Origin of the sequence: Arcobacter sp. L (assembly GCF_000284235.1) — a bacterium.
Classification (GTDB): Bacteria; Campylobacterota; Campylobacteria; order Campylobacterales; family Arcobacteraceae; genus Aliarcobacter; species Aliarcobacter defluvii.
In genome coordinates this window covers 1,980,060-2,003,646 of record NC_017192.1, presented here as the reverse complement: position 1 = coordinate 2,003,646, position 23,587 = coordinate 1,980,060, and the positions used below count along the sequence as shown (strand labels likewise).

Here is a 23,587-nt window from a genome sequence, read left to right as displayed (position 1 = left end):
ATGAAAGAAGATGAATATTTATTGCCTTTATACAAAAGATTAGATGTAAGTTTTGTAAAAGGGAAAAAATCTATTTTATATGATGAAAAAGGAAAAGATTATGTCGATTTTACATCAGGAATTGGTGTAAATAGTTTAGGATATGCAAATAAAGAAGTTGTAAAAACTATAAAAGAACAAGCAAAAAATATTTTACATACTTCAAATATTTATCGAATAAAATCACAAGAAAAATGTGCAAAAAAAATAGTTGAATTAAGCAATCTTGATATGCAATGTTTTTTTTGTAATAGTGGAGCAGAAGCAAATGAAAGTGCTATTAAACTAGCTAGAAAATATGGAAATACAGAATTTGCTAAACAAAAATATAAAATTATTACTATAAAAAACTCTTTTCATGGGCGAACAATTGCTACTTTAAAAGCAACAGCCCAAGAAGATAAACATAAATTTTTTGGACCATATCCCGAAGGATTTGTTTATGCAAAAGATATAAATGAAGCAATAACACTAATAGATGAAAGTACAGTTGCTGTGATGCTTGAATTAATTCAAGGTGAGGGCGGAATATTTATGCAAGATGTTCACAAAATAAAAGAGTTGGAAACTATCTTAAAAAGTAAAAAATTGCTTTTGATTATTGATGAGGTACAAACAGGAGTTTATAGAAGTGGTAACTTTTTGATTTCCCAATATTTTGGAATCAAACCAGATATTATAACTTTAGCAAAAGGCCTAGCAACTGGTATTCCAATAGGAGTTATGATGACAAGTTTAAAAAATATTTTTAAAGCTGGTGACCATGGTTCTACTTTTGGTGGAAATCATATGTCAACAACAGTTTGCACTAAAGTTTTAAATATTTTAGAAGAGTATTCAAATAGTGGAAAATTGGAAGTAAATATAAAATATTTTAATAACTATTTACACTATTTTGTAGATAAATATCCATCTTTATTTTTACAAAAAAATGGTTGGGGATTTATGCAAGGACTTGTTTTAAATGATGAAAATAAACTTGATGAAATAGTAAAAAAATCACTAAAAAAAGGTGTTTTAGTTTTAAAATCAGGGAAAAATATAATCAGATTTTTGCCTGCTTTAAATATCTCAAAAAAAGAGATAAAACAAGGTTTTGAAAGATTTGAGAGTTCATTAATAGAAATTTTAAAAGAGGAAAAAAGAAAATGAATAGTTTAAAAAATTTTGATAACGAAATTTATAATTTAGCCACGCAAGAGCTAAATAGGCAAAATGAATATTTAGAGATGATTGCTAGTGAAAATTTTACAATACCAGCTGTTATGGAAACATTAGGTACGGTTTTTACAAATAAATATGCAGAAGGTTACCCAAATAAGAGATATTATAGTGGTTGTGAATACGTTGATAGAGTTGAAGAATTGGCTATAAGTCGAGTTTGTGAATTATTTTCATGTAAATATGCAAATGTTCAGCCACATTCAGGAAGTCAAGCAAATGCAGCTGTTTATATGGCATTGTTAAATCATGGAGATACTATTTTAGGAATGGATTTATCTTGCGGTGGACATCTAACTCATGGTTCAAAAGTGAATTTTTCAGGGAAAAACTATCAAAGTTTTTTTTATGGTTTAGATGAAAATGGATATATTGATTATGAAAAAGTTTTAGAAATTGCAAAAGTAATCAAACCAAAAATGATAGTTTGCGGAGCTTCTGCATATGCAAGAGAGATAGATTTTAAAAGATTTAGAGAAATTGCAGATATTGTTGAGGCTTATTTTTTAGCTGATGTTGCTCATATAGCTGGACTTATTGTTGCTGGTGAACATATGAATCCATTTCCTTATGCTCATGTGGTTACAACTACAACGCATAAAACTTTAGCAGGACCAAGAGGTGGAGTTATTTTAAGTAATGATGAAGAGTTAATGTCAAAAATCAATAGTGCAATTTTCCCAGGAACGCAAGGTGGTCCTTTGATGAATACTATTGCAGCAAAAGCAGTTGGATTTAAATATAACTTATCAAAAGAGTGGAAAGAGTATGCGAAACAAGTAAAAGCAAATGCAAAAATAATTGCTGATGTATTATTAAAAAGAGGATATGAATTAATCTCAAATGGAACAGATAATCATCTAGTTTTAGTCTCTTTATTAAATAAAGATTTTAGTGGAAAAGATGCTCAGTTTGCTTTACATGATGCAGGAATTTCTATAAATAAAAATAGCGTTCCAAATGAAAAAAGAAGTCCTTTTATAACTTCAGGTATTAGAATAGGAAGTCCAGCTCTTACAACAAGAGGTATGAAAGAAAAAGAGTTTGAATTTATAGCAAATAAAATTTGTGATGTTTTAGATGATATAGAAAATAAAGAAAAACACCTACAAATAAAAAAAGATTTAGAATTTTTATCTAAACAATTTCCTATTTATATTTAAAGGAAGATTATTATGAGACATAGAACAAAAACACATCTTTTGACAAAAGAACAAATAGATGATTTATTTAAAAGAGCAGAAGTTGGAAGATTAGGTACTTTTTCTTCAAATGGTTTTCCATATGTTTTGCCTATGCATTTTGTTTATGTTGATAATAAAATATATATGCATGGATTACCAAAAGGAAAAAAAATAGATAATATTAAATTCAATTCAAATGTATGTTTTGAAGTAGATGAAATGCTTTCTCTTCTTTATGAAGGAGTTGAAAATCCTTGCGATGTAAATACAGAATTTAATAGTATTATTGTAGAAGGGAAAGCCTCTTTAGTCAGTGATTTTGATGAAAAAAAGATGGCTTTATCTTCTATTGTTGCAAAATTCACACCTCACTTAGTAGATAAAGAGTTACCTTCTAAAATGATAAATGGAACAGCTGTTATAAAAATAGATATTTTAGAGTGTGTAGGGAGATATTATAAATAAAACAAAAAAAGGATAAATCCTTTTTTTGTTTTTTAGTTTAAATTGATGCTAAATTACTTAGACTTCATTTGACATAAGACAATTTCTCCTAAAGATTATTGTCAATTATTTTATGACACCATTTTTTATGATTCTTTAGGAGTATAACTAATCATCTTGATTTTTACAAGATGTTTTGTTATTACAGATATACACTTTTATTGGGTTAAAAAAAATTGACATTTTTATTTACTCTAAATTTAGATTTTCTTTATATTTAATAGGAAACTCAGGAGAATTTAATTGTAATTCATATCCTTTTTTTATGATTTCATTTGGGATTTGCCAATCTTTTTTTAATAAATTCATAACCGATTGATAACTATATTTATTTCCTATTAAAGCTATAGCATAAGCAGAAGCTTTGATATCATCATGTAAATCTTCATGATAAAAAAGAGCTATATTATTAAAAGCTGTATAATTTCTTTTTTTTACTGCTTTTAAATACCATTGTTCTGCTAGGTTATAATCTTTTAATTTTTCATTATAAACAAACCCTAAGTTATTCATTGCATTTACATAACCTTTATTTGCAGATAATTTATAATATTCTATTGCCTTATCATATTTTTGTGTATCTTCATATATAGTCCCAAGCATAAACAATGCTTCTTTATTGCTTTCTTGAATGATTGAGTCATTACACCATTTGATAGCTTTATCATATTGTTTCATTTCTTGAAGTACATAACACGCATAAGCAGAATTATCTGCTGTTGGTTTCATAGAGTTTGAGTATTCAAACCACTCTAAAGCTTTTTCATAATCTTGTAATTTATTTGCATAAGCATAACCTATTTGGGTTGCTGGGATTGGGTCGTATTTGGCGTCGTGCCAATTTTTATATGCATCCCATATTTTCTTCCCACCTACTTCATCCCATTCTGGCATAGGTAAAGTTGCTATATAAACTATTTCTTGGGTTTTGCTTTCTTGTGAAGATTTCTCTTCGCAAGCAGAAAAGCTAAGAGTAATAAATATAAATAATAGTACTTTAGTTAATGTTTGTATCATTTCATTCTTCCTTCTAAAAATTGTTTATCTTCTGGAGTAAAGCTAATTTGCTCTATATTGCTTATTCTCATAATATAGTTTTCACTCACTCCTCTATCTATTTGTATCTCATATTTAGCATTGACTAATGAACTTAAAACTATCACATGCACTTTAAAATTTGCACTATGGGCAGATTGTCCAAATTGCCTATCTTGATAATAAGGTGCTTCATTGGGAAAAGGATTGAAAATATAATTGCCACTTTGTTGAATCAAATGTTGTAATCTAAACTCTAAATATTCTGCCTCAGTATAAGGTGCAAAAAATAGTTTAAAATCTTTATCTTTTGCTAAGTTAATTGGTATCGCCAAGGCATGATATACATTAAACCCTCTTTCAATCCCTGCAATAACTGTTCTTCTATTTGTTATTTTATAATCTACTTTTTGTAAAGTGATTCCATAAATAGCAGTTTTAAAGAAACTTATCTCATTTTCTAAAGCCGTATCGAAAAATATCTCATTTGTTTTATAGTTTTGACCTATAAAATTTACAAGAGCTTTTGGAGATTTAAAGCCTTGGGATTCTATAGCTTTTAATTTAGCATTGTGATTGGTTGCTTCTAAAAGATATTTTGCGGAAAATTCTTTTATTGGGTTAAAAAAAATTGACATTTTTATTTACTCTAGATTTAGATTTTCTTTATATTTAATAGGAAATTCATCTGATGTTAGTTGAAGTTCATATCCTTTCTGAATAATATCATTTGGGATTTGCCAATCTTTTTTTAATAAATTCATAACCGATTGATAACTATATTTATTTCCTATTAAAGCTATAGCATAAGCAGAAGCTTTGATATCATCATGTAAATCTTCATGATAAAAAAGAGCTATATTATTAAAAGCTGTATAATTTCTTTTTTTTACTGCTTTTAAATACCATTGTTCTGCTAGGTTATAATCTTTTAATTTTTCATTATAAACAAACCCTAAGTTATTCATTGCATTTACATAACCTTTATTTGCAGATAATTTATAATATTCTATTGCCTTATCATATTTTTGTGTATCTTCATATATAGTCCCAAGCATAAACAATGCTTCTTTATTGCTTTCTTGAATGATTGAGTCATTACACCATTTGATAGCTTTATCATATTGTTTCATTTCTTGAAGTACATAACACGCATAAGCAGAATTATCTGCTGTTGGTTTCATTGAGTTTGAGTATTCAAACCACTCTAAAGCTTTTTCATAATCTTGTAGTTTATTTGCATAAGCATAACCTATTTGGGTTGCTGGGATTGGGTCGGATTTTGCATTTATCACTGTTGATAGTTTAAAATATTGATTTATATGTTTTTCTTCAAGTTCAGGCATTGGTAAATTAGACTTATATTCTATTTGTTTATTTTTTTCATTCTTATTATTTTGTAATGAATCATTACACGCAGTGAAATATATTATTAGAAAGCTTATTAAAATTAATTTAGTTAGTTTTTGAATCATCTTTTTTTCCTTTTATAAATTCTTTATCTTCTGGTGTAAAACTTACTTGTTTTACTTTGCTTATTACTATATCAATATTAGGTGATTGTTTGTTACTATCGCTTAAAGTTATTTCATATTTAGCATTAAATATTGAACTTAAGATAATAATATATGCTTTATAATCTACTTTTTTAATATTAAATCCAAAATTATTTATATCATAATATGGATTATTATCAGGAAAAAGATTAAAAACTCCATTAGTGGCAATTAATCTAGTTTTAGTAATGTTCAAATATTCACTTCCTTTGTAAGATGTAAAAAAGAGTTTGAATTTAACATCATTAATTAAAGTATTTGAAATCTTTATTGCATGATGTACTCTAAAACTTCTCTCAATACCATTTATTGACATTCTTCTATCTATTTTATACTCAGTTTCTTTCACTTCTAAACCATATATGCTAGTTTTAAAAAAGCTTAGTTCATTTTCCAAGGCAGTTTCAAAATAGTTTTCATTGGTTTTATAGTTTTGACCTATGAAATTTACAAGAGCTTTTGGAGATTTAAAGCCTTGGGATTCTATAGCTTTTAATTTAGCATTGTGATTGGTTGCTTCTAAAAGATAGTATGCTTTATAATCTTTATGATCACTATAATGATCTCTTACCGAATGTACCAAAAAAGCTGCTGGAGAGGTATATTTATACCAGTCATTTGACATAGTCTTATAAAACAATGATTTATACAAATACTTTTCAATATCACTATTAATAACTATATGCCCAAAGAAATACCAAAGTAATTCTAAGATAATAAGTAATATAAAACCAATAATAGTTGCACTTAATAACAATGAAACACTTAGCATGGTTTTCATAGCAGATACAACACTCGCATCATAATCCTCATCACTAAAGTAAGATAATGTATCATAAGTACCCATAACTATTACCAATGGAATACCTACAGCATTAATCATTTTTGAGCTACTTTTTATTATAGATTGAAACTTTTGATGTTGGAGAATCTTTTGCATAATGGATTCTACAGCATTACCTTCTTTATTTTTAAATTGAGCTATAAGAGTATCTATTGAAATTTTGACAATATTTACTATATCTCCTACTGCACCCATACTATTACCAAAGTTTTTGTCTTTTCTATAAATAAAATACCCCAATCCTACCATAGACATTAGTACACTAGCACTTTGCATTTGTACTTTGGCTAAAGTGAGATTCTTAATCGTTTGATCTAGCTTGTCCAAATCAATATGTGGAATTTTTTGTAATCTAATTGATTCTTTATTTTTTTTAATTTCATCCAATATTTCAATGATATTGCCACTAATACCATTAGCCAAACTAATCACTCCCATAAACTCTTCCATCCTATCTTTACTTTTAAAAGTTGGGTCAAAGAGCATATCATTGATATTATCTAATTGGATTTTATATTTTGCGGGGACTTCCCTTTTATATCTATCTATAAAGCTTTGAGCTTTACTTTGCAAAGCTCCACCTTGCAAATAGGCATTCATAAGATGTTGTAATTGCATCTCTAGGTATGCAGTTGATATACCATATTGAGTGAAGATAACATCTTTTTTATCATCACTTAATCTTTTTCTTTTATTGGTTGTATGGATCATAAAGTCATATATATGAGCTAATTCACTATTAAAAGGGCTTATATTATTTCCTTCTTGTTCAATAAAAATTCTTGGAGCACTTAATAAATGCATGATATTCATATTGCTTACAGTGTATAATAAATCATCAGGATACTCTATGTTTTGATAGATTTTCAAAAGGGAAGCTAGTTTATCATCTTTGAGTTTACTAATAATCGTTGGCAAGATACTTTTTGGTGTAGCTACACCACTATCTTTATACAATGAAGTTGTTGGGGTATAAATAAACTTTGAAGAAAGATTTACTTTGCCACCATTAGATTCATAGGATTTTATTTTATGAATATTATTAAGATTTTCAAATTCTTCTAAAAATTTATCTTCTTTGGTTAAAATTGCGTTATAGCTTTGTTTTTGTTCTTCCACAATATTTTTTATATCTCTTATATTATCGCTTCCTATATTTGGTAAAGGTTGCATCAACTTTAGATGGATATAAAACTCTTCTCGTAAGCTATAAAGCGCATCATAGTTATCTGACGTTTCAAGTTGTTTTTCATATTTGTTACTAAAGAATATTGCAAACATCACATACCCAGCAACCAATCTCGCATCTTCTTGAATAGTAGTAAATTCTGAGTCTGATCCATAAAACTCTAAAGTTTTAAAACCTTGTTGACTCATTTTTGGTTTTTGAAACTTTTGGGCATATTTATTATAATAGGCATATCTATAATTATAATCAGGCATAGTACCATTAAAAGTAACGCCACTATTAGCAATCATAAGTTTATCCATCACAAAGTCTTGCTTTACTGCATTTGCAGATAATGTTTTATTAAAAATTGTTTTATTCAAATATGCAGTTTCTTGCATATATGCTTTGGCTATTTTCATAGTTTCTTTATCTAAAAATTCAGCTAAGTTTGGCTTACTAAACAATATATCCATAAAAGTTTTATCTGTATAAAGTAGTAAAATTAATCTTGCATACATATTGGAAAGTTTGGCTGCATCTGATTGTTGTTTTTCATCTATATGAAATAAATCCACCAAATTAGCCACAGTATAACCATATGTGTTCTTTTTCTTTATATCATCAAAGATTGCTTTATTATGGGTGAAAGCAAGTTTATAGTTTGTATAATATTTTTCATATAAATCTTCTATCTCTCCTATAATATCTTCTAAAAAACCTACTATGATATTTGAATTTTTTTCTCCATTTTGGGGGTTTTGTGCATCTATAAGTTTTTGTTCAATTTCATTTTTATCTATACTATCTATATCTTTTATATAGATTCCACTTTTTTTATCTAATGTTTTTGGATTTATTTTAAGCTCTGGAAGTTTTTGTATATCCGTTAAACTTTTTAATTGGAAGTTACTATAATAAACTTGATAGCTTGTATCCTCTTCTAAAGGAATAAATCTTCTTAAAACTTCATTTTTTGTATCATGATAATATATATCTTTTACTCTTTCAGCATTTATTCCTCCATTACTACAAATTTTGTACTCTAGATATTCATTATTTTTTACTAAATATACAAAAGCTAAAGTATGAGAATAAATATTATTAAATTTTGTTTCTTTTTTATTTATTTCATATGTCTCATTTGTTTTTCTGAAAGCTCTTGAAGGACGTATTGGTTTATATATTTTTTCAGATTTTCTTAAAAGATAAAGTTTATATTTTGTTTCTATTTCTTCTTCAATCCTATTTTTCTCTTCTTTTAAAACTTTTTGCACTTCAGTAACATCTAAATTTTCTTCAGTTGGAATAGATAATATTTTTGAAGTTTCTTGTCCAGGATCTTTCAAAATTACAGCTCTTCCTTTATCTGTTTTAAATCCATCTGTTCTTAGAAGATATGTTAAATCCGATGCCGATACATTTACTTCTGTTCCTGCTGTTGAGATACTCACTACTTTTGTACAAGGATTTTTACTTCTTGGACAAGAAACAGATGCTCCTAGCATATCTTTTAGGTATAAAGGTTTTTTACCTGCTATTTTTAAGTTTGATGCAGTTGAAATTAGAGTTACATTTCCTCCACAAGCACAAGTTATTACGCCTTCTTCTATTACATTATATTCATTTCCCATTCTTCTATCCCTTTTCATAGAAATGGGCTTATGGTACACAAAAATAATTTAAATACAGATTATTTTATATTCAACTTTATTATTTTATATTTAACTAATTTATCACTACCAGTGAATAAATATAAAAATGATGTATGAAGATGGTAAGTAACAAAATAACAAAAAGAAGAATTATGAAAAGGAATTACTGAATTTTTTTCAAAAATATTTAATTGAAGAGAAATCTCAACAGATAATTATGAAATAGGGTAAAACAATAACTCAAATTAGGAAAAATAGTTTAAATTAAAAAATAAGACAATTTTTTAACTATTTTCTTTTACAGATTCGTAAGCGATTAGGATTTTTTTTCGTTCAATTCCCCATCTATATCCACTCATAGCTCCACTTTTAGCGATAACTCTATGGCAAGGAATCAAATAACCAATATGATTTCTTCCAATAGCACTTGCAATTGCTCTTACAGCTTTTGGTTTATCTAAATAATTAGCAATATCTTGGTATGTTGCAACTATTCCATTTGGTAAATTTAGTAGGGCTTTCCAAACGTTTATTTGAAGATTTGTTCCTTTTACAAAAAGGTTATATTTTTTATTTTTTATGAAGATATTTTCTAAGTATTCATTTGCAGCAGTTTCATCGTGAACTAAATTTGCATTTTCCCAAAGTTCATTGAAACGATTAAAAATTTCAGTTTTATTTTCATCAATAAAACCTAAGTAGCAGATTCCTTTATCTGTAAATCCAATCAAAGCTTCACCAAAAGGAGTTTGTCCAAAACCATAAGTGATTTGTACATCTTTGCCTTTTTCTTTCCATTCTTTGGGAGTAACTCCAATCAAGTTTACAAAAAGTTCGTGAAGTCTGCTAGTACTTGATAGTCCAATATCCAAACTACTATCTAGTATGGATTTGGACTCTTTTATGTGCTCTTTTGCATAATTTAGCGTTACGCAATGTAAAAATTGTTTTGGAGTAACACCCACATACTCTTTGAAAACTCTTATAAAATGAAATTTACTCATACCTATATTTTTGGCAACTTCCTCAACACTTGGATGTTCCTTGAAGTTTTCATCAATATATTTTATTGCCTTTTCAATTTGTTTATATGTAGTATCTAAAGTAGGCATTAATACTCCAATTTATAAAATCCTAGAAAGTCGATTGATTGTAAATCACAAAGTTTGAAGCAAGTTCTTCTAACTCTTTGCTGATTTTAGCATGTAATGCTGAATCTTCAATGTTATCTAATACATCACAAATTTTGTTTGCAATAATTTCAAACTCTTTTTCTTTCATCCCACGTGCAGTTAATGCTGGACTTCCTATTCTAATTCCTGATGTTACAAATGGACTTCTTGTCTCTCCTGGTACTGTGTTTTTATTTACAGTAATTCCAGCATTTCCTAAAGCTGCATCTGCATCTTTTCCACTAAATGGTTTATTTAAAAAACTTACTAAAATTAAGTGATTATCTGTTCCACCTGAAACAATATCATATCCTCTTTTTGTAAGTACTTCTGCTAATACTTTTGCATTTGCTTTTACTTGTTTTGCATAATCTTTCCATGATGGATCTAAAATCTCTTTAAATGCAACAGCTTTTGCAGCAATTACATGAACTAATGGTCCACCTTGTAATCCTGGGAAAATAGCACTATTTATTTTTTTAGCAATATCTTCATCATTTGTCATAATCATACCACCTCTTGGACCTCTTAAAGTCTTATGAGTAGTAGTTGTAACAACATCAGCATAAGGAAATGGACTCATATGTTCACCAGCAGCAACAAGTCCTGCAATGTGAGCAATATCAGCAAATAAAATAGCACCAACAGCATCAGCTATTTCTCTGAATTTTTTAAAGTCAATTTCTCTTGCGTATGCAGAAGCACCACATACAATGATTTTTGGTTGACAAATTTTTGCAATTTCCATAACTTTGTCATAATTGATTCTACCATCTAATTCAACACCATAATAAAAAGCAGAATAGTTTTTACCAGAAAAAGAAGGTTTAGAACCATGAGTTAAATGTCCACCATGAGATAAATCCATACCTAAGATTTTATCACCAGCACTTAATAATGCAGCATAAACAGCACCATTAGCTTGGCTTCCTGAATGAGGTTGAACATTAGCATAAGTACAACCAAAGATTTTACAAGCTCTATCAATTGCTAATTGCTCAACAGCATCAGCAAACTCACAACCACCATAATATCTTTTATAAGGATAACCCTCAGCATATTTGTTAGTAAAAACAGAACCCATAGCTTGCATAACAGCAGGACTAGTGAAGTTTTCACTAGCAATCATTTCTAAATGATTTGTTTGTCTTTTTAATTCATTTTCTATTATTGAAAATACTTCATTATCTGCTTCTTTTAGATTTGCGCTTGATACAAAACTCATCTTCTCTCCTATTTCTTTTATTTTTAAAACAATAACTTAATTAAAAATATTTAACAATCCAAAAATTGCTATTTTCAATAATATTAAGTTTTTTCTGATTTTCATTTTATTTAGTAAGTAATTCTTCTTAATTAAAAAAGATAGAAGAATGTTAATCTTCTATTTCTTCCTCTTCTTCATTATTTGTTTCATTTTTTTCTTTTATTTTTTTTATATCTGCTCTTGCCACAAGTTCAATAAAAAAACTATCATAATTTTCATTAGCAGCAAAATCAATAGATTTTGTAACATCAACAAATTTTATCTCTTCAGCTTCTTGTTCTGTTTTTCCAAACTTACAATCAAAAGCCCAAAAATTAAAACCTTCTGGAGGTCTTTTACTTTTTTCTCTTTTTATATATTTTCTTACTTCATTTTTGATAGATTCAACTTGTCTATCTCTATTTTTGTTTGCCACATTTAGTTGGAACGTTTTTTTCATATAAAATCCTTTGGTGCAATTATATCAAAAAAAAATTGATTTAATTAATGAATAAATATTATACATACAAATATAAAATAAACAATTTAAATAAGATATAATTTTATACAAAAATATAGAAAGAGGAAGATGGAACAGACACTATTTACATTGTTTTTGACTATTTCAACAGCAACAATTTTAAATATAATTTTAAAAAGATTTGGAGTTTCTCATATAATAGGTTATATTTTAACTGGTACTTTAATAAGTTATGGATTTAATTTTAATGGCGTTGATATTGGTTCTTTAGAGTTAATTGCCGAGTTTGGTATAGTTTTTTTGATGTTCACAATTGGACTTGAAATGAGTGTTGATAAAATCAAAAAAATGAAAGAAATTCTTTTATTAAATGGTTTTTTACAAGTAAGTATTAGTGCAATATTGATTTATTTAGTTAGTTTTTATATTTTTAAATTAAGTGTCGAAGTTTCTTTGATAGTCTCTTTAGCTTTTTCTTTATCTTCAACTGCGATTGTTTTAACATATTTAAAACAGTCAAAAGATATTCATACACCTTATGGAGAAAAATCAACAGCAATTTTGATTTTTCAAGATTTAGCTGTAATTCCAATTTTATTACTTATTACATTTTTAACAAATGATACTTTATCAATTGGTGAAGTTTTAACAAAAACTTTTATATCAGCGGTAATTATTATTTTATTTATGTTTACAATAGGTAAAAAACTAATCTCTTGGCTTTTAAAATTTGCTTCAAATAGTAGAATTGAAGAGTTGTTTTTAGGAGCAGTTTTATCAATCGTTATTGGAACTTCTCTTTTAGCACATGAAATGGGATTTACATATTCTTTAGGAGCATTTATAGCTGGGATGATTATTTCTGATACAAACTTTAGTGTAAAAGTAGAATCAGATATAGCAAGTTATAAAGATTTACTTTTAGGTACATTTTTCTTTAGTGTTGGAACAAAAATAGATGCATTATATTTTTTATATAATGTTCATATAATTTTACTTATTTTTATTGCAGTAATGGTGATAAAAGCTTTAGTTGTTTATGTAATAATTAGAAGAAAATCAGATAAAAGTACAGCTGTTAAATCAGCATTAGCACTTTGTCAAGTTGGAGAATTTTCATTTGCAATATTTGCATTAGCTTCTAGTAATAATATTCTTTCTCATGAAACAGCAAGTTTTTTAATCTTAGTTTCAGTGTTATCTATGATTCTGACACCATTTATTATAAATAACATATATAAAATAGCTTCATATTTTGTAGTTGAGTTTTATGAATCAGATAAAATTACACCAATTAAAGTAAAAAATCATGTTGTTATTTGTGGTTTTTCTATTTTAGGACGAGTAATTGCAAGAGATTTAAGTGAAAGAAATATTCCTTTTGTAATTATTTCAGATGATTTAAGACATGTATTACTCGGAAGAAAACTTGGTTATATGGCTTATTTTGGACACTTAGATAAACTTCCTGTTTTGGAGTCTTTAAAAGTTGACGAAGCTTCAAGTGTGATTATAACTGTAAGTGATACACATAGAAAAAGATTAATTTGTGAAGCAGTTTTAAATTTTCATAAAGATGCAAATATTTTATTGAAAATTGAGTCTATTGATGAAAAAATTCAACTTAAAGATTTAAATATTAAAAAATTCGTACATGCTCATATTGAAGTAGGAAGATTATTAGTTGAAGAGGCTATTTTGAGTATAGAAAACAAGTAGATTTTTAATCTTCTTGTTCGTCATTATGTTCATGGGCATGTTCTTCTAAATTTTGTATAATATAATCATAAATTCTTTGATATTCACTATCTTCTGTTTTATTTTCTTCAATAACAGCTAAAATATTTTGAAGTTCAACTAAAAAAGATTCCATTTCTTCAATTGCTTCTTTATCATCATCAGTTTGTGAGTTTGTTTCTAAAAGTTTATGTAAATCATCAAGATATGCTTCAACTTCTGGAATCATCAGATTTTCAACTATATCTTTTAATTTTTCTTTTATGTTTTCCATTTATTTCCTTTTTATTAGTTCTTAATTATATTATCTTATTCATTTAATTTACAAATGAATTTTTTGCTAAAATATATATATGAAAAAATTCCTACTATTAACAATCTTATTATTAAATTTAAATGCAATAGAAATAAAGCAATTACCTTTGGACTTTGGAAAAACAAGGGTTGAATTGACAAAAGAGTATATAAAAAATTCTTACAATTTAGAAGTTGAAAATATACATATAATCCCTAAAATTATAGTAATTCATCATACAGCAATTGATGATTTAAAAGAGTCATACGAAAAGTTTAAACCTGAAATTTTAACAAGTGATAGAAAATATATAAAAAAAGCTGGGAGATTAAATGTTTCAGCACATTTTTTTGTAGATTTTGATGGAACGATTTATTCATTAATACCTGAAAATTATATGGCAAGACATGTAATTGGATTAAATCTTTCAAGTATTGGAATAGAAAATGTTGGAGGAAATAAAAAAAGTTTGACAGAAGCTCAACTTAAATCAAATATAGAACTTGTGAAATATTTAAAAGAAAAATATAAAACAATTGAGTATTTAATAGGGCATTATGAATATACAAATTTTGAAAATCATCATCTTTTTTTGGAAAAAGATGATAAATATAGAACTGTAAAACATGATCCTGATATAAATTTTATGGAAAATATAAAAGCAAATTTTCCTGATTTAAAATCTCTTTAAATCAAAGATGATCTTTTAGATTTATTACAATTTCAAAAGCAATAAGAATGATAATTATCCATTCTAAAAAAGATGAATATCTATGTTTTTGTTCATCACCTAAAACATGTAAAAGTTCTTGAATAATTTCTAATTTTTTATTTAAAACTTCAACTCTTGATTTTATATCAAGATATTTTATCAGCTTCTCATATTGATTTTCATACTCAGGATATTCCCAGAAAAATTCTGGAGTATCAAGTAAATCGTAGTGTAAATTCATTTTACTTTTTACTAAAAAAAGCTCTCCAATTTTTTTAGAAATCTCTTTTTTAGTAAGATTTATTTTTCCTGTATGTGCTAGTTGTAGAGGAATATTTGAGTTGTTTTCTATTGTTGTTATAAGTTCTTTTTCAAATTGGTCAAGTTTTACATTTTGTGCAAGAGCTTGAGAAATAGCAATTTTTGAAATAGAAGATAAATCATTTAGATAAATAGTATCAAAATTTATTTTGAACTCATTTTCAAAAGTATAATTTAATTCTTCAATAAAAGGAGTTTCAAAACTATTAATTTCATAATTCTTTATAAAATCTTTAAAAAATTTCATATTTTCAAATTCAACATTCCACGATATAAAAACACCATATTTAAATAAAATAATTTGTTGTTCTTCTTTGATATTTATAATAATTGCATCTTTTATGATAGTACATTTATATCTTTCTTCAACTTTTTCAAATATTTCATCTTGAAATTTTTCACAAGTTAAATATGAGATTAATTTTTTTGTTTGCATGATTTTTCCATTACAGTTTTTGCAATTATTATATAACAATTATGTTACTTTTGAGTGACAAAAAAATTATGTAAAAGAGAAATTTAAGAACAGATATGTTAGTTTGAAAAGATGAATGAAAATATAAACACAAACTCGTATATAGATAAATTCACATTAAGTCCAGTTTCTTCTTTATTTTTTGCGATAGCTTTTTTGGCTATTGGTTATGGAATGATACTTACTTTTGTAGGAGTTTATTTAAAAGATTTAGGTTTAAATGATGCAATCATTGGTTTGATTAATGCTTCATTTTTTTTAGGCGCCATTGGCTCCGCGATATTTAGTCAAAAAATCATATCCTCCGTCGGTCATATCAGAAGTTTTTCAACTTTTGCTTCTTTGATGGTTATATCTTTTTTGCTTCAAGCTCTCTTTTTTAATGAATATTTGTGGGCACTCTTACGTTTTATTTCAGGTTTTGCTTTTTATGCACTTCTTATAATTATAGAAAGTTGGTTAAATGAAAAAAGTAGCCAAACTCATAGAGGAAAAATACTTGCTATTTATACAATTATTTTTTATCTTGCAACTGCACTTGGACAAGTTTTTTTAAATATTAAAGGTGAAACTACTTATATTATTTTTATATTAGGTTCTATTTTAATTCTTTTTTCAGTTCTTTTTATTTCAATGACAAAAATAAAAGAACCTGTTTTAAAACCTTTTGAAAAATACAGCTTTCCAAAACTCTTTAGTGTGGTTCCTCTTGCGCTTACAGGAAGTTTTATTGGTGGATTTTTTGTAGGTGGTTTTTTTACAATGGTACCAATTTATTTAATGCAAAAATATTCATCTATTGAAACTGTATCTTTATTTATGGCTTGTTCTATTATTGGAGGTCTACTATCTCAATGGCCAATAGGGCTTTTATCCGATAAATATGGAAGAAGAAAAATGATAGCTTACAATGGCTTTTATATCTTTTTAGTATGTTTACTTTTTCTGGTTAATTATACATGGGAAAACTATATTTATTTTTTAGGAATTTTATTAGGATTAAGTATTTTTTCTATTTATCCTTTGTCTTTGGCAAGAGCAAATGATGTTGTAGATGAAAATAAAGATATAGTAGAAATAAGCCGATCTTTGCTTTTTGCTTATGGCTTAGGCTCTTTTATCTCTCCTGTTATTTTAGGTTTTGGGCTTTTTTATTATAAAGAATTTATTTTTATAATTTTTGCAATATTAGGAATATTTTTAGGTTTTTATTCATTATCAAAAAAACGAATTGCAGATGATGATATGAGTATTTTTGTAAATGTTCCTGTTGCTTCAGGAACAACAGTAGTAGAACTAGATCCTAGACAAGATTTGGAAGAAGAAAAGGAAAACAATAATGAAAAATAATTTTAAAACAACAATCTTAAAACCAGTATTTATACCTTCGGTTATTTTTATAGTAATATTAGTTACTTTTACGATTTTTATGCCTCAAATAGCAAATGAAGTTTTTAGTAGTATCAAAAATTTTGTTGCAGATAAATTTGGATGGCTTTATATGTTAAGTGTTGGTATTTTTACCTTTTTTGCACTTTTTTTAGCTGTTTCACCATTTGGAAAGTTTAAGTTAGGACCTGATCAATCAAAACCTGCTTATAGTAATTTATCTTGGTTTGCTATGCTTTTTTCAGCAGGAATGGGAATAGGGCTAATGTTTTGGGGAGTAGCTGAACCTGTGATGCATTATGTTTCACCTCCTGTTGGAGAAAAGCAAAGTATTGAATCAGCAAAATTTGCTATGAATACACTATTTTTTCACTGGGGATTACATGCTTGGGCAATTTATGCAATAGTTGGGCTTGTTTTAGCATATTTTTCTTTTAGACATGGATTACCTTTATCTATTCGTTCAGCTTTATATCCTTTAATTGGAGATAAAATCTATGGAAAAATAGGGCATAGTGTTGATACAATTGCAGTTTTAGGTACAGTTTTTGGAGTTGCTACTTCTTTGGGATTTGGAGTTTTACAAATAAATTCTGGATTAAACTATCTTTTTGATATTCCAGTAGGAATTACGACACAAATTATTTTAATAGCATTTATCAGTGCAATAGCTACAATTTCAGTTGTTTTAGGTTTAGATGGAGGTATTAAAAGATTATCTGAATTAAATCTTTACTTAGCACTTTTTTTACTTTTATTTATTTTTTTAGCTGGACCTACATTTTTTTTATTAAATACATTAATTCAAAATATTGGGTCTTATTTGTCAAACGTAGTATTTATGACTTTTAATCAATATGCTTATGATAAAACTTCTTCTTGGATGAGTTCATGGACACTATTTTATTGGGCTTGGTGGATAGCTTGGGCTCCATTTGTTGGGATGTTTATAGCAAGAGTTTCAAGAGGGCGAACTATAAGAGAGTTTGTTATGGGAGTTTTATTTGTACCTGTTGGGTTCACTTTTATTTGGATGACAGTATTTGGAAATAGTGCTTTAAATTCTATTATGAATGAAGGATTTATCTCTCTATCAACAGCAGTTTCAGCAGATGTATCAACAGCACTTTTTAAATTTTTAGAACATTTTCCCTTTTCAAATTTCGTATCAGTTATTGCAATACTTTTAGTTGTGACATTTTTTGTAACTTCTTCTGATTCAGGTTCTTTAGTCGTAGATACTATTTCATCAGGTGGAAGATTAAATAATCCTGTTTGGCAAAGAATATTCTGGGCTGTAACTCAAGGTATTGTAGCAATAGCACTTTTACTTGCAGGAGGACTTCAAGCTTTACAATCAGCTTCAATAATCATAGCGTTACCTTTCGTTTTTGTAATGTTAATTGCTTGTTGGGGAATGTATAAAGCTTTGAGTTTAGAAAGTATTAGAAATGAAAGTTTACAACACCATATGAATGCAGGTCGCCATGGAAAAATAAGTGGAACGTGGCAAGCAAGACTTAGTAGAATTATAGAATTTCCTCAAGTTGATGAAACAAAAAGATTTATAAATGAAGATGTAGTTAAGGCTATGAATTTAGTAAAAAATGAACTTACAAATTATTCATGGAATGTTGAAGTATCAAATGATAAGTTAAATGCAATTTCAATTATAAGAGTTGAACATTCTGATGATTTTGATTTTATTTATGAAGTACGTGCAAAAAATTATGATACTCCAAGTTATGCTTATCCTGAATCAGTTAATCCTACAAAAGCACAAAAAAAATATGCAAGAGCTGAAGTGTTTTTACAAGATGGAAATAAAGCTTATGATATTTATGGATATGATGAAGATGTGATAGCAACTGATATAATTGATCAGTTTGAAAAACATAGACATTTTTTAAATAATACTTCTAGTTTAAATCCAGTTGTACCAATTGATTAGTAATCAAAAGTCTTTTTAAGACTTTTGATTCTTTATTGAGTAAATTTCTAAAATTCTCATGATAATTGCAGAAATATAAGGAATACTTTGAATAAGTATAGTTACTGCAAATACATAAATTTCAGTAATTCTTGTATGATTTGTAAAAATTAAAGCAAAGAAAGAAATCAATAATAAAACTGCTAAAATAGTTTCATGTTTTATTGGATTTGCACTTTTCTTAGCTGCTTTTCCACCTTTTTGAGTTCTTTTAAATGGTAAACCATCTTTAACAAATCCATCATATACTGCTTTAAAAATAATAAGTTGTAAACTCATAGAAGCAATTGAACTTAAAATAGTATCTTTAATACTTGCTTTTACTCTCATTCTATATAAAATAAATGTATGTAAAATATTTACTAAAAATGCCGTAATGATTGGAATAGTTAATGGAATTGTTGGAATCGTAACTCCTACAAAAATAATAACTGGAACCCAAATAATATTCATTACTGCCATAACTGGACCCATTGCATCACTTAACCAAAAAAACCATCCAGCAATGAATTTTTTCTTTTGTCTAGGTGTAAGTTTTGTTGCAGATGGTTTTAATTCTCTCCAATGTTTTTTTAGAATTTGAATTGCTCCATAAGCCCATCTATGTCTTTGTGTTTTAAATGCTTCAACTGTATCAGGAAGTAAACCATAACCATATCTTCTATTTGTATAATGAGCTGTATATCCTGCTTCAAATAGTCTAAGTCCAAGTTCACTATCTTCAACAATAGTATCAGTTCCCCAACCACCAACTTCCATCATTGCACTAAGTCTTACTAAAACCATAGTTCCATGAACAACAATAGCGTTTTCTTCATTTCTATCAATCATACCAATGTCAAAGAAACCTGCATATTCTGCATTCATTGCTGTTTTGATAATAGACTCATTTCCATCTCTATGATCTTGTGGTGCTTGTACTATTGCAACTTTTGGATCATCAAATAAAGGAACTAAATCTGTTAACCAAGGCGATTCAACAACATAATCAGCATCAATAACTGCAATAATTTCAGCTCTTTTGTCTGTTCTTTCAAGTGCTGCATTAAGTGCTCCTGCTTTAAACCCAGTACAAGTGATATTCATAAATACAAATTTATCACCTAATTCTTGGCAAACTTTTTCTATTGGTTTCCAATAATACTCTTCAGGAGTATTATTAATAATTACTAAAACTTCATAGTTTGGATATTTTAGTTTTGCTAATGCTCTTAAAGTCTCTTCTAAAACATGAGGTTGTTCTTTATATGCTGGAACATGAATAGAAACAAAAGGTGCATTTTCTGATTTTAAATCAAGTGGAACTAATCTTGTTGGAGGAGTTCCAATAGAACATTTAAATAATTCATTTGCTTTTGCTAAAGTTATAACAACCAATGGAATCATCAAGAAAGTTCCCATTCCCCACATTACCCACATACCAAAATTCATATAGTTTGTAAATGGATAAATTACAGCCATAACTATACCAAATGCCATACCTTGTGCAGCAATTGCATAAGCTATTGAGTGACTTAAGTTTAATCTTTGATTTCTTAATCCATATAAAGTAATTAATGCACCAATAATAATTGCTGCAATCATTTGATATAACCAATATTGATTTAATTCAATATCTCCATTTAAAGAGAATTTTAATTCTCTATTTGAAGTAAATATTCCCCAATATTGTCCAACATTTCCTTCATCATAACCTTTCCATTGTTGATCAAATGCTTCAACAATATTATATGTCCATTTATTTTCTTTTGCAAGATTTATGAAACCTCTAATAGCCATTGCTTGATTTTTTAAACTAGGAACTGCACTTCTATTATTGTATCCATGGCTTGGCCAACCTGTTTCACCAATTACTATTTTTTTATATGGATGAATTTTTTTTACTAAATTATATTTTTCAATTATAAATGAGTTAAATTGTTCTATTGGAATTTTTTCCCAATAAGGTAAAATATGAATAGTTAAAAAATCCACATGTTTAGCTAAATCAGGTACTCTTTCCCATACATCCCAAGTTTCAGCACTTGTTATTGGTTTATTAGTAAATTCTCTCATAAAATCAATATATGCAAATAGTTCAGTTTCATTTAAATCAGCTCTTAACAGAACCTCATTACCCACTATTACATTTTCAATATTATCAGGATATTTTTTCAATAGTTTAATGGCTCTTTGAATTTCTAATTGATTTTCTTTATGATCACCACTTAACCAAAGTCCTAAATCTATTGGCATATCTGTTTGAGAAGTAACTTCCAAAATGGCTTTTGCATCCATTGTAGAATATGTACGCAGTTTATTTGTAAAATGTGATAACATATTTACATCATTTTCAATTTGTTGATATGATAAAACTTTTTTATCATATCCCTCATATGGAGAATACGAAAGAGACTCAATTTTATCAAATGAATCTTCTGTTAATGATACACGATTGTCTTGTGTTATCCAGAAAAACATTTGAAATAATCCAGCCATAATAAGACCTAAGATAATATATCTCAACTTAGTTTCCTTTTATAATAAATAATGGCGAATATTAACATTTTTTAGTTTATTTTTGTTAATAAAATGAAATAAATTGGGATATATAGTTTATAATTGTTTATTTTGTTCTATAATAGTTTAGTTTTTGTAACAATTACTCCATCATTATCAGCATAAATATAATCACCATTATTAAATGTAACTCCACCAAAATTTAGTTCAACATCCCTTGCAGAAGTAGTTTCTTCAAAATTTCTAAGTGGACAAGTTCCAATCGCTAATAATCCAACATTTATATTTTTAGTTTCATCTGTATCTCTTACATAACCATTTAAAATAATTGCTTTCCAATTGTTATTTTTTGCAAAAGTCATTAATTTATCACCTACAACTCCATAAAACTCTTCTGAGTTATCTACAACTGCAATTTTTCCTTCACCATTTTCATCTCTTAACATCTCTAATAATCGCCAATTACTTTTATCTAATTTTACAGTTACTATTTGTCCTGTGAATTTTTTTAATCCACCATAATTTTTGAATTTTGAAGATAATACTTGTATATTTCTATCTCTATTATCATCACATAAATCAGCTGTTTGTATATTCATAATTTTTCCTCTCTCCTTTAAAATTATAATTGTTATATTAATAGAAATAAATGTATAAAAAGTGTATAAAATTAAAAAAACATTAAAAAATTAAATTAATTTTTAAAAATAAGCAAAAAAGTAACAATGTGATAATTATATGAAATATATTATAATCTGTAAAAAATTGAGAGCAGTTGTGAAAAAATTTACTAATGAACCAATGTATGAAATAATTTCTTTTTTAGAAAAAGAATTAAAAAATAAAAATGAAATTTTATTTGAAGTTTTAAATCCTGATATAAAAGATGATATTTATGCAGGAGAAAAATATATTTTAGATAATGTAGAATTTATTTATAGATCTTATAAATCTTGGTGTGATTTAGCAGAAATACTTTTTTGTAAAATGCTAATAGAAACATTAAATACAAATACAGTTATTTTAAAATATAAAAAATTAGATAAAATCGATTCTTTCCATAATGATATAAATGATGAAAAAAATGAAAAATATGGAAAAGAATCAACTTTTTTTAGAATTAATAAAAATGAAGAACCAGCTTTTTTATATTCATATATAAATGCTTTGAAAAATGTAAATATAGAAGAAAAAAAGTCTATTTTAAATTTGGGAATAAATAAAGCAGATGAATTTGAAGTTATTAGAAAACTTTTGGATGAAGAGACTTTAAAAAATATCTCATTTACTGGAATAGATTATTCACTAAGTGCAATAGAATTTGCAAAAAAAAGATTTCCAAGTGATAATTTTAAATTTTTAGCACATGATATAAATAAATTAAATGAGTTAAATTTAAAAAAAGCAGATTTGATTATTTCAATTGGAACATTACAAAGTTCAGGTTTAAATTTTAAATTATTATTTATGGATTTAATTCAAAATTATTTAGAAGCAAAAGGTTCAATAATTTTGGGTTTTCCAAATTGTCGATGGATAAATGGTGAAATAATTTATGGGGCGAAAGCACCAAACTATTCATATAGTGAACAATCAATTTTGTATAAAGATGTTTATTTTTGCAAAAAATATTTGCAACAAAAAAAATATAGAGTTACTTTAACTGGAAAAAACTATCTATTTTTGACCGCAACTTCAATAAAATAATAAAAAAATATTTGGTTTATATTAAATTTTTTTGTTACAATAAGTAATCAAATTAAAGGAGTTTATTATGCCATCAAAACATATTGAAATTAAAACGTTTAAGTTAGCTCATTCGACAGATGATATTGTAAAAATTGAACATGTTGAGAAACCTTATGGTGAATATAGCAGTCCAGTTGTTAGTATCGCTGTTTATTCTCATGGTAAAACAAAAGTTTCAGAAGTTGAAATTCCTTATGAAAATATACAAGAATTTTTAAAAGCTTTAAATGAATCTATTGCATTATGTGATTCTATTCCACATAATCCAATTCATGGAGAATTAAATTCTGAAGTTGGTGGAGGAGCTTAAATTTT

General features: G+C 26.9%; 20 protein-coding genes. 9 read left to right on the top strand and 11 right to left on the bottom strand.

Going from position 1 to position 23,587, the window contains the following annotated elements; translation table 11 throughout:
• The 3 genes from ABLL_RS09915 to ABLL_RS09905 are packed head-to-tail and all read left to right on the top strand — an operon-like array spanning position 1 to position 2,909.
• The gene (locus ABLL_RS09915) at positions 1-1,191 is read left to right on the top strand and encodes an aspartate aminotransferase family protein (RefSeq protein ID WP_014474666.1); all 1,191 of its coding nucleotides are present in this window, start codon (positions 1-3) and stop codon (positions 1,189-1,191) included.
• On the top strand, positions 1,188-2,423 hold the full coding sequence (locus ABLL_RS09910; RefSeq protein WP_014474665.1) for a serine hydroxymethyltransferase: 1,236 nt from the start codon (positions 1,188-1,190) through the stop codon (positions 2,421-2,423). Before ABLL_RS09915 ends, ABLL_RS09910 begins: the two co-directional genes overlap by 4 nt.
• 12 nt (positions 2,424-2,435) lie before the next feature.
• Positions 2,436-2,909 carry a pyridoxamine 5'-phosphate oxidase family protein gene (locus ABLL_RS09905; RefSeq protein ID WP_014474664.1) on the top strand — a complete coding sequence of 158 codons (474 nt, stop codon included), beginning with the start codon at positions 2,436-2,438 and terminating at the stop codon, positions 2,907-2,909.
• A 228-nt stretch (positions 2,910-3,137) separates the two neighbouring features.
• Here ABLL_RS09905 and ABLL_RS09900 read toward each other — a convergent pair whose 3' ends face one another.
• The 7 genes from ABLL_RS09900 to ABLL_RS09870 form a co-directional block, all read right to left on the bottom strand.
• Positions 3,138-3,965 (bottom strand): tetratricopeptide repeat protein, encoded by an 828-nt coding sequence (locus ABLL_RS09900; protein ID WP_014474663.1) that lies wholly within the window; start codon positions 3,963-3,965, stop codon positions 3,138-3,140.
• On the bottom strand, positions 3,962-4,621 hold the full coding sequence (locus tag ABLL_RS09895; RefSeq protein WP_014474662.1) for a hypothetical protein: 660 nt from the start codon (positions 4,619-4,621) through the stop codon (positions 3,962-3,964). The genes ABLL_RS09900 and ABLL_RS09895 overlap by 4 nt, the downstream gene beginning before the upstream one ends.
• Before the next feature lie 6 nt (positions 4,622-4,627).
• On the bottom strand, positions 4,628-5,458 hold the full coding sequence (locus ABLL_RS09890; RefSeq protein ID WP_014474661.1) for a tetratricopeptide repeat protein: 831 nt from the start codon (positions 5,456-5,458) through the stop codon (positions 4,628-4,630).
• A complete protein-coding gene (locus ABLL_RS09885; RefSeq protein WP_014474660.1) occupies positions 5,439-9,185 on the bottom strand; it encodes a hypothetical protein in 3,747 nt (1,248 codons plus the stop codon). The genes ABLL_RS09890 and ABLL_RS09885 overlap by 20 nt, the downstream gene beginning before the upstream one ends.
• A gap of 305 nt (positions 9,186-9,490) precedes the next feature.
• Positions 9,491-10,318: a methylated-DNA--[protein]-cysteine S-methyltransferase gene (locus ABLL_RS09880; RefSeq protein ID WP_014474659.1), complete on the bottom strand. Its 828-nt coding sequence runs from the start codon at positions 10,316-10,318 to the stop codon at positions 9,491-9,493.
• 22 nt (positions 10,319-10,340) lie between these two features.
• Positions 10,341-11,603 (bottom strand): serine hydroxymethyltransferase, encoded by a 1,263-nt coding sequence (locus ABLL_RS09875; protein ID WP_014473509.1) that lies wholly within the window; start codon positions 11,601-11,603, stop codon positions 10,341-10,343.
• A 151-nt stretch (positions 11,604-11,754) separates the two neighbouring features.
• Positions 11,755-12,084 (bottom strand): DUF6172 family protein, encoded by a 330-nt coding sequence (locus tag ABLL_RS09870; RefSeq protein ID WP_014474658.1) that lies wholly within the window; start codon positions 12,082-12,084, stop codon positions 11,755-11,757.
• A gap of 129 nt (positions 12,085-12,213) precedes the next feature.
• Here ABLL_RS09870 and ABLL_RS09865 point away from each other — a divergent pair, with 129 nt between their 5' ends.
• The gene (locus ABLL_RS09865) at positions 12,214-13,824 is read left to right on the top strand and encodes a cation:proton antiporter (protein WP_014474657.1); all 1,611 of its coding nucleotides are present in this window, start codon (positions 12,214-12,216) and stop codon (positions 13,822-13,824) included.
• 4 nt (positions 13,825-13,828) lie between these two features.
• Here ABLL_RS09865 and ABLL_RS09860 read toward each other — a convergent pair whose 3' ends face one another.
• The gene (locus ABLL_RS09860) at positions 13,829-14,116 is read right to left on the bottom strand and encodes a hypothetical protein (protein WP_014474656.1); all 288 of its coding nucleotides are present in this window, start codon (positions 14,114-14,116) and stop codon (positions 13,829-13,831) included.
• A 79-nt stretch (positions 14,117-14,195) separates the two neighbouring features.
• Here ABLL_RS09860 and ABLL_RS09855 point away from each other — a divergent pair, with 79 nt between their 5' ends.
• The gene (locus ABLL_RS09855) at positions 14,196-14,828 is read left to right on the top strand and encodes a peptidoglycan recognition family protein (protein ID WP_041654836.1); all 633 of its coding nucleotides are present in this window, start codon (positions 14,196-14,198) and stop codon (positions 14,826-14,828) included.
• A 1-nt stretch (position 14,829) separates the two neighbouring features.
• On the opposite strand, the gene ABLL_RS09850 is transcribed toward ABLL_RS09855, so the two are convergent.
• Positions 14,830-15,606 (bottom strand): RMD1 family protein, encoded by a 777-nt coding sequence (locus ABLL_RS09850; protein ID WP_014474654.1) that lies wholly within the window; start codon positions 15,604-15,606, stop codon positions 14,830-14,832.
• 111 nt (positions 15,607-15,717) lie between these two features.
• Here ABLL_RS09850 and ABLL_RS09845 point away from each other — a divergent pair, with 111 nt between their 5' ends.
• Both ABLL_RS09845 and ABLL_RS09840 read left to right on the top strand, forming a co-directional pair.
• Positions 15,718-16,995 (top strand): MFS transporter, encoded by a 1,278-nt coding sequence (locus ABLL_RS09845; RefSeq protein WP_014474653.1) that lies wholly within the window; start codon positions 15,718-15,720, stop codon positions 16,993-16,995.
• Positions 16,985-18,985, top strand: coding sequence for a BCCT family transporter (locus tag ABLL_RS09840; RefSeq protein WP_014474652.1), 2,001 nt, complete (start codon positions 16,985-16,987; stop codon positions 18,983-18,985). The genes ABLL_RS09845 and ABLL_RS09840 overlap by 11 nt, the downstream gene beginning before the upstream one ends.
• A gap of 15 nt (positions 18,986-19,000) precedes the next feature.
• On the opposite strand, the gene ABLL_RS09835 is transcribed toward ABLL_RS09840, so the two are convergent.
• Together ABLL_RS09835 and rraA are read right to left on the bottom strand one after the other, a co-directional pair.
• Positions 19,001-21,529 (bottom strand): glycosyltransferase family 2 protein, encoded by a 2,529-nt coding sequence (locus ABLL_RS09835; protein WP_014474651.1) that lies wholly within the window; start codon positions 21,527-21,529, stop codon positions 19,001-19,003.
• Positions 21,530-21,639: 110 nt separating this feature from the next.
• Positions 21,640-22,122, bottom strand: coding sequence for a ribonuclease E activity regulator RraA (rraA, locus tag ABLL_RS09830; RefSeq protein ID WP_014474650.1), 483 nt, complete (start codon positions 22,120-22,122; stop codon positions 21,640-21,642).
• A gap of 178 nt (positions 22,123-22,300) precedes the next feature.
• On the opposite strand from rraA, the gene ABLL_RS09825 reads away from it, so the two are divergent.
• Positions 22,301-23,230 carry a class I SAM-dependent methyltransferase gene (locus tag ABLL_RS09825; protein WP_258239355.1) on the top strand — a complete coding sequence of 310 codons (930 nt, stop codon included), beginning with the start codon at positions 22,301-22,303 and terminating at the stop codon, positions 23,228-23,230.
• Between the two features lie 67 nt (positions 23,231-23,297).
• Positions 23,298-23,582 carry a hypothetical protein gene (locus ABLL_RS09820; protein ID WP_014474648.1) on the top strand — a complete coding sequence of 95 codons (285 nt, stop codon included), beginning with the start codon at positions 23,298-23,300 and terminating at the stop codon, positions 23,580-23,582.
• The last annotated feature ends 5 nt before the right edge of the window (positions 23,583-23,587 follow it).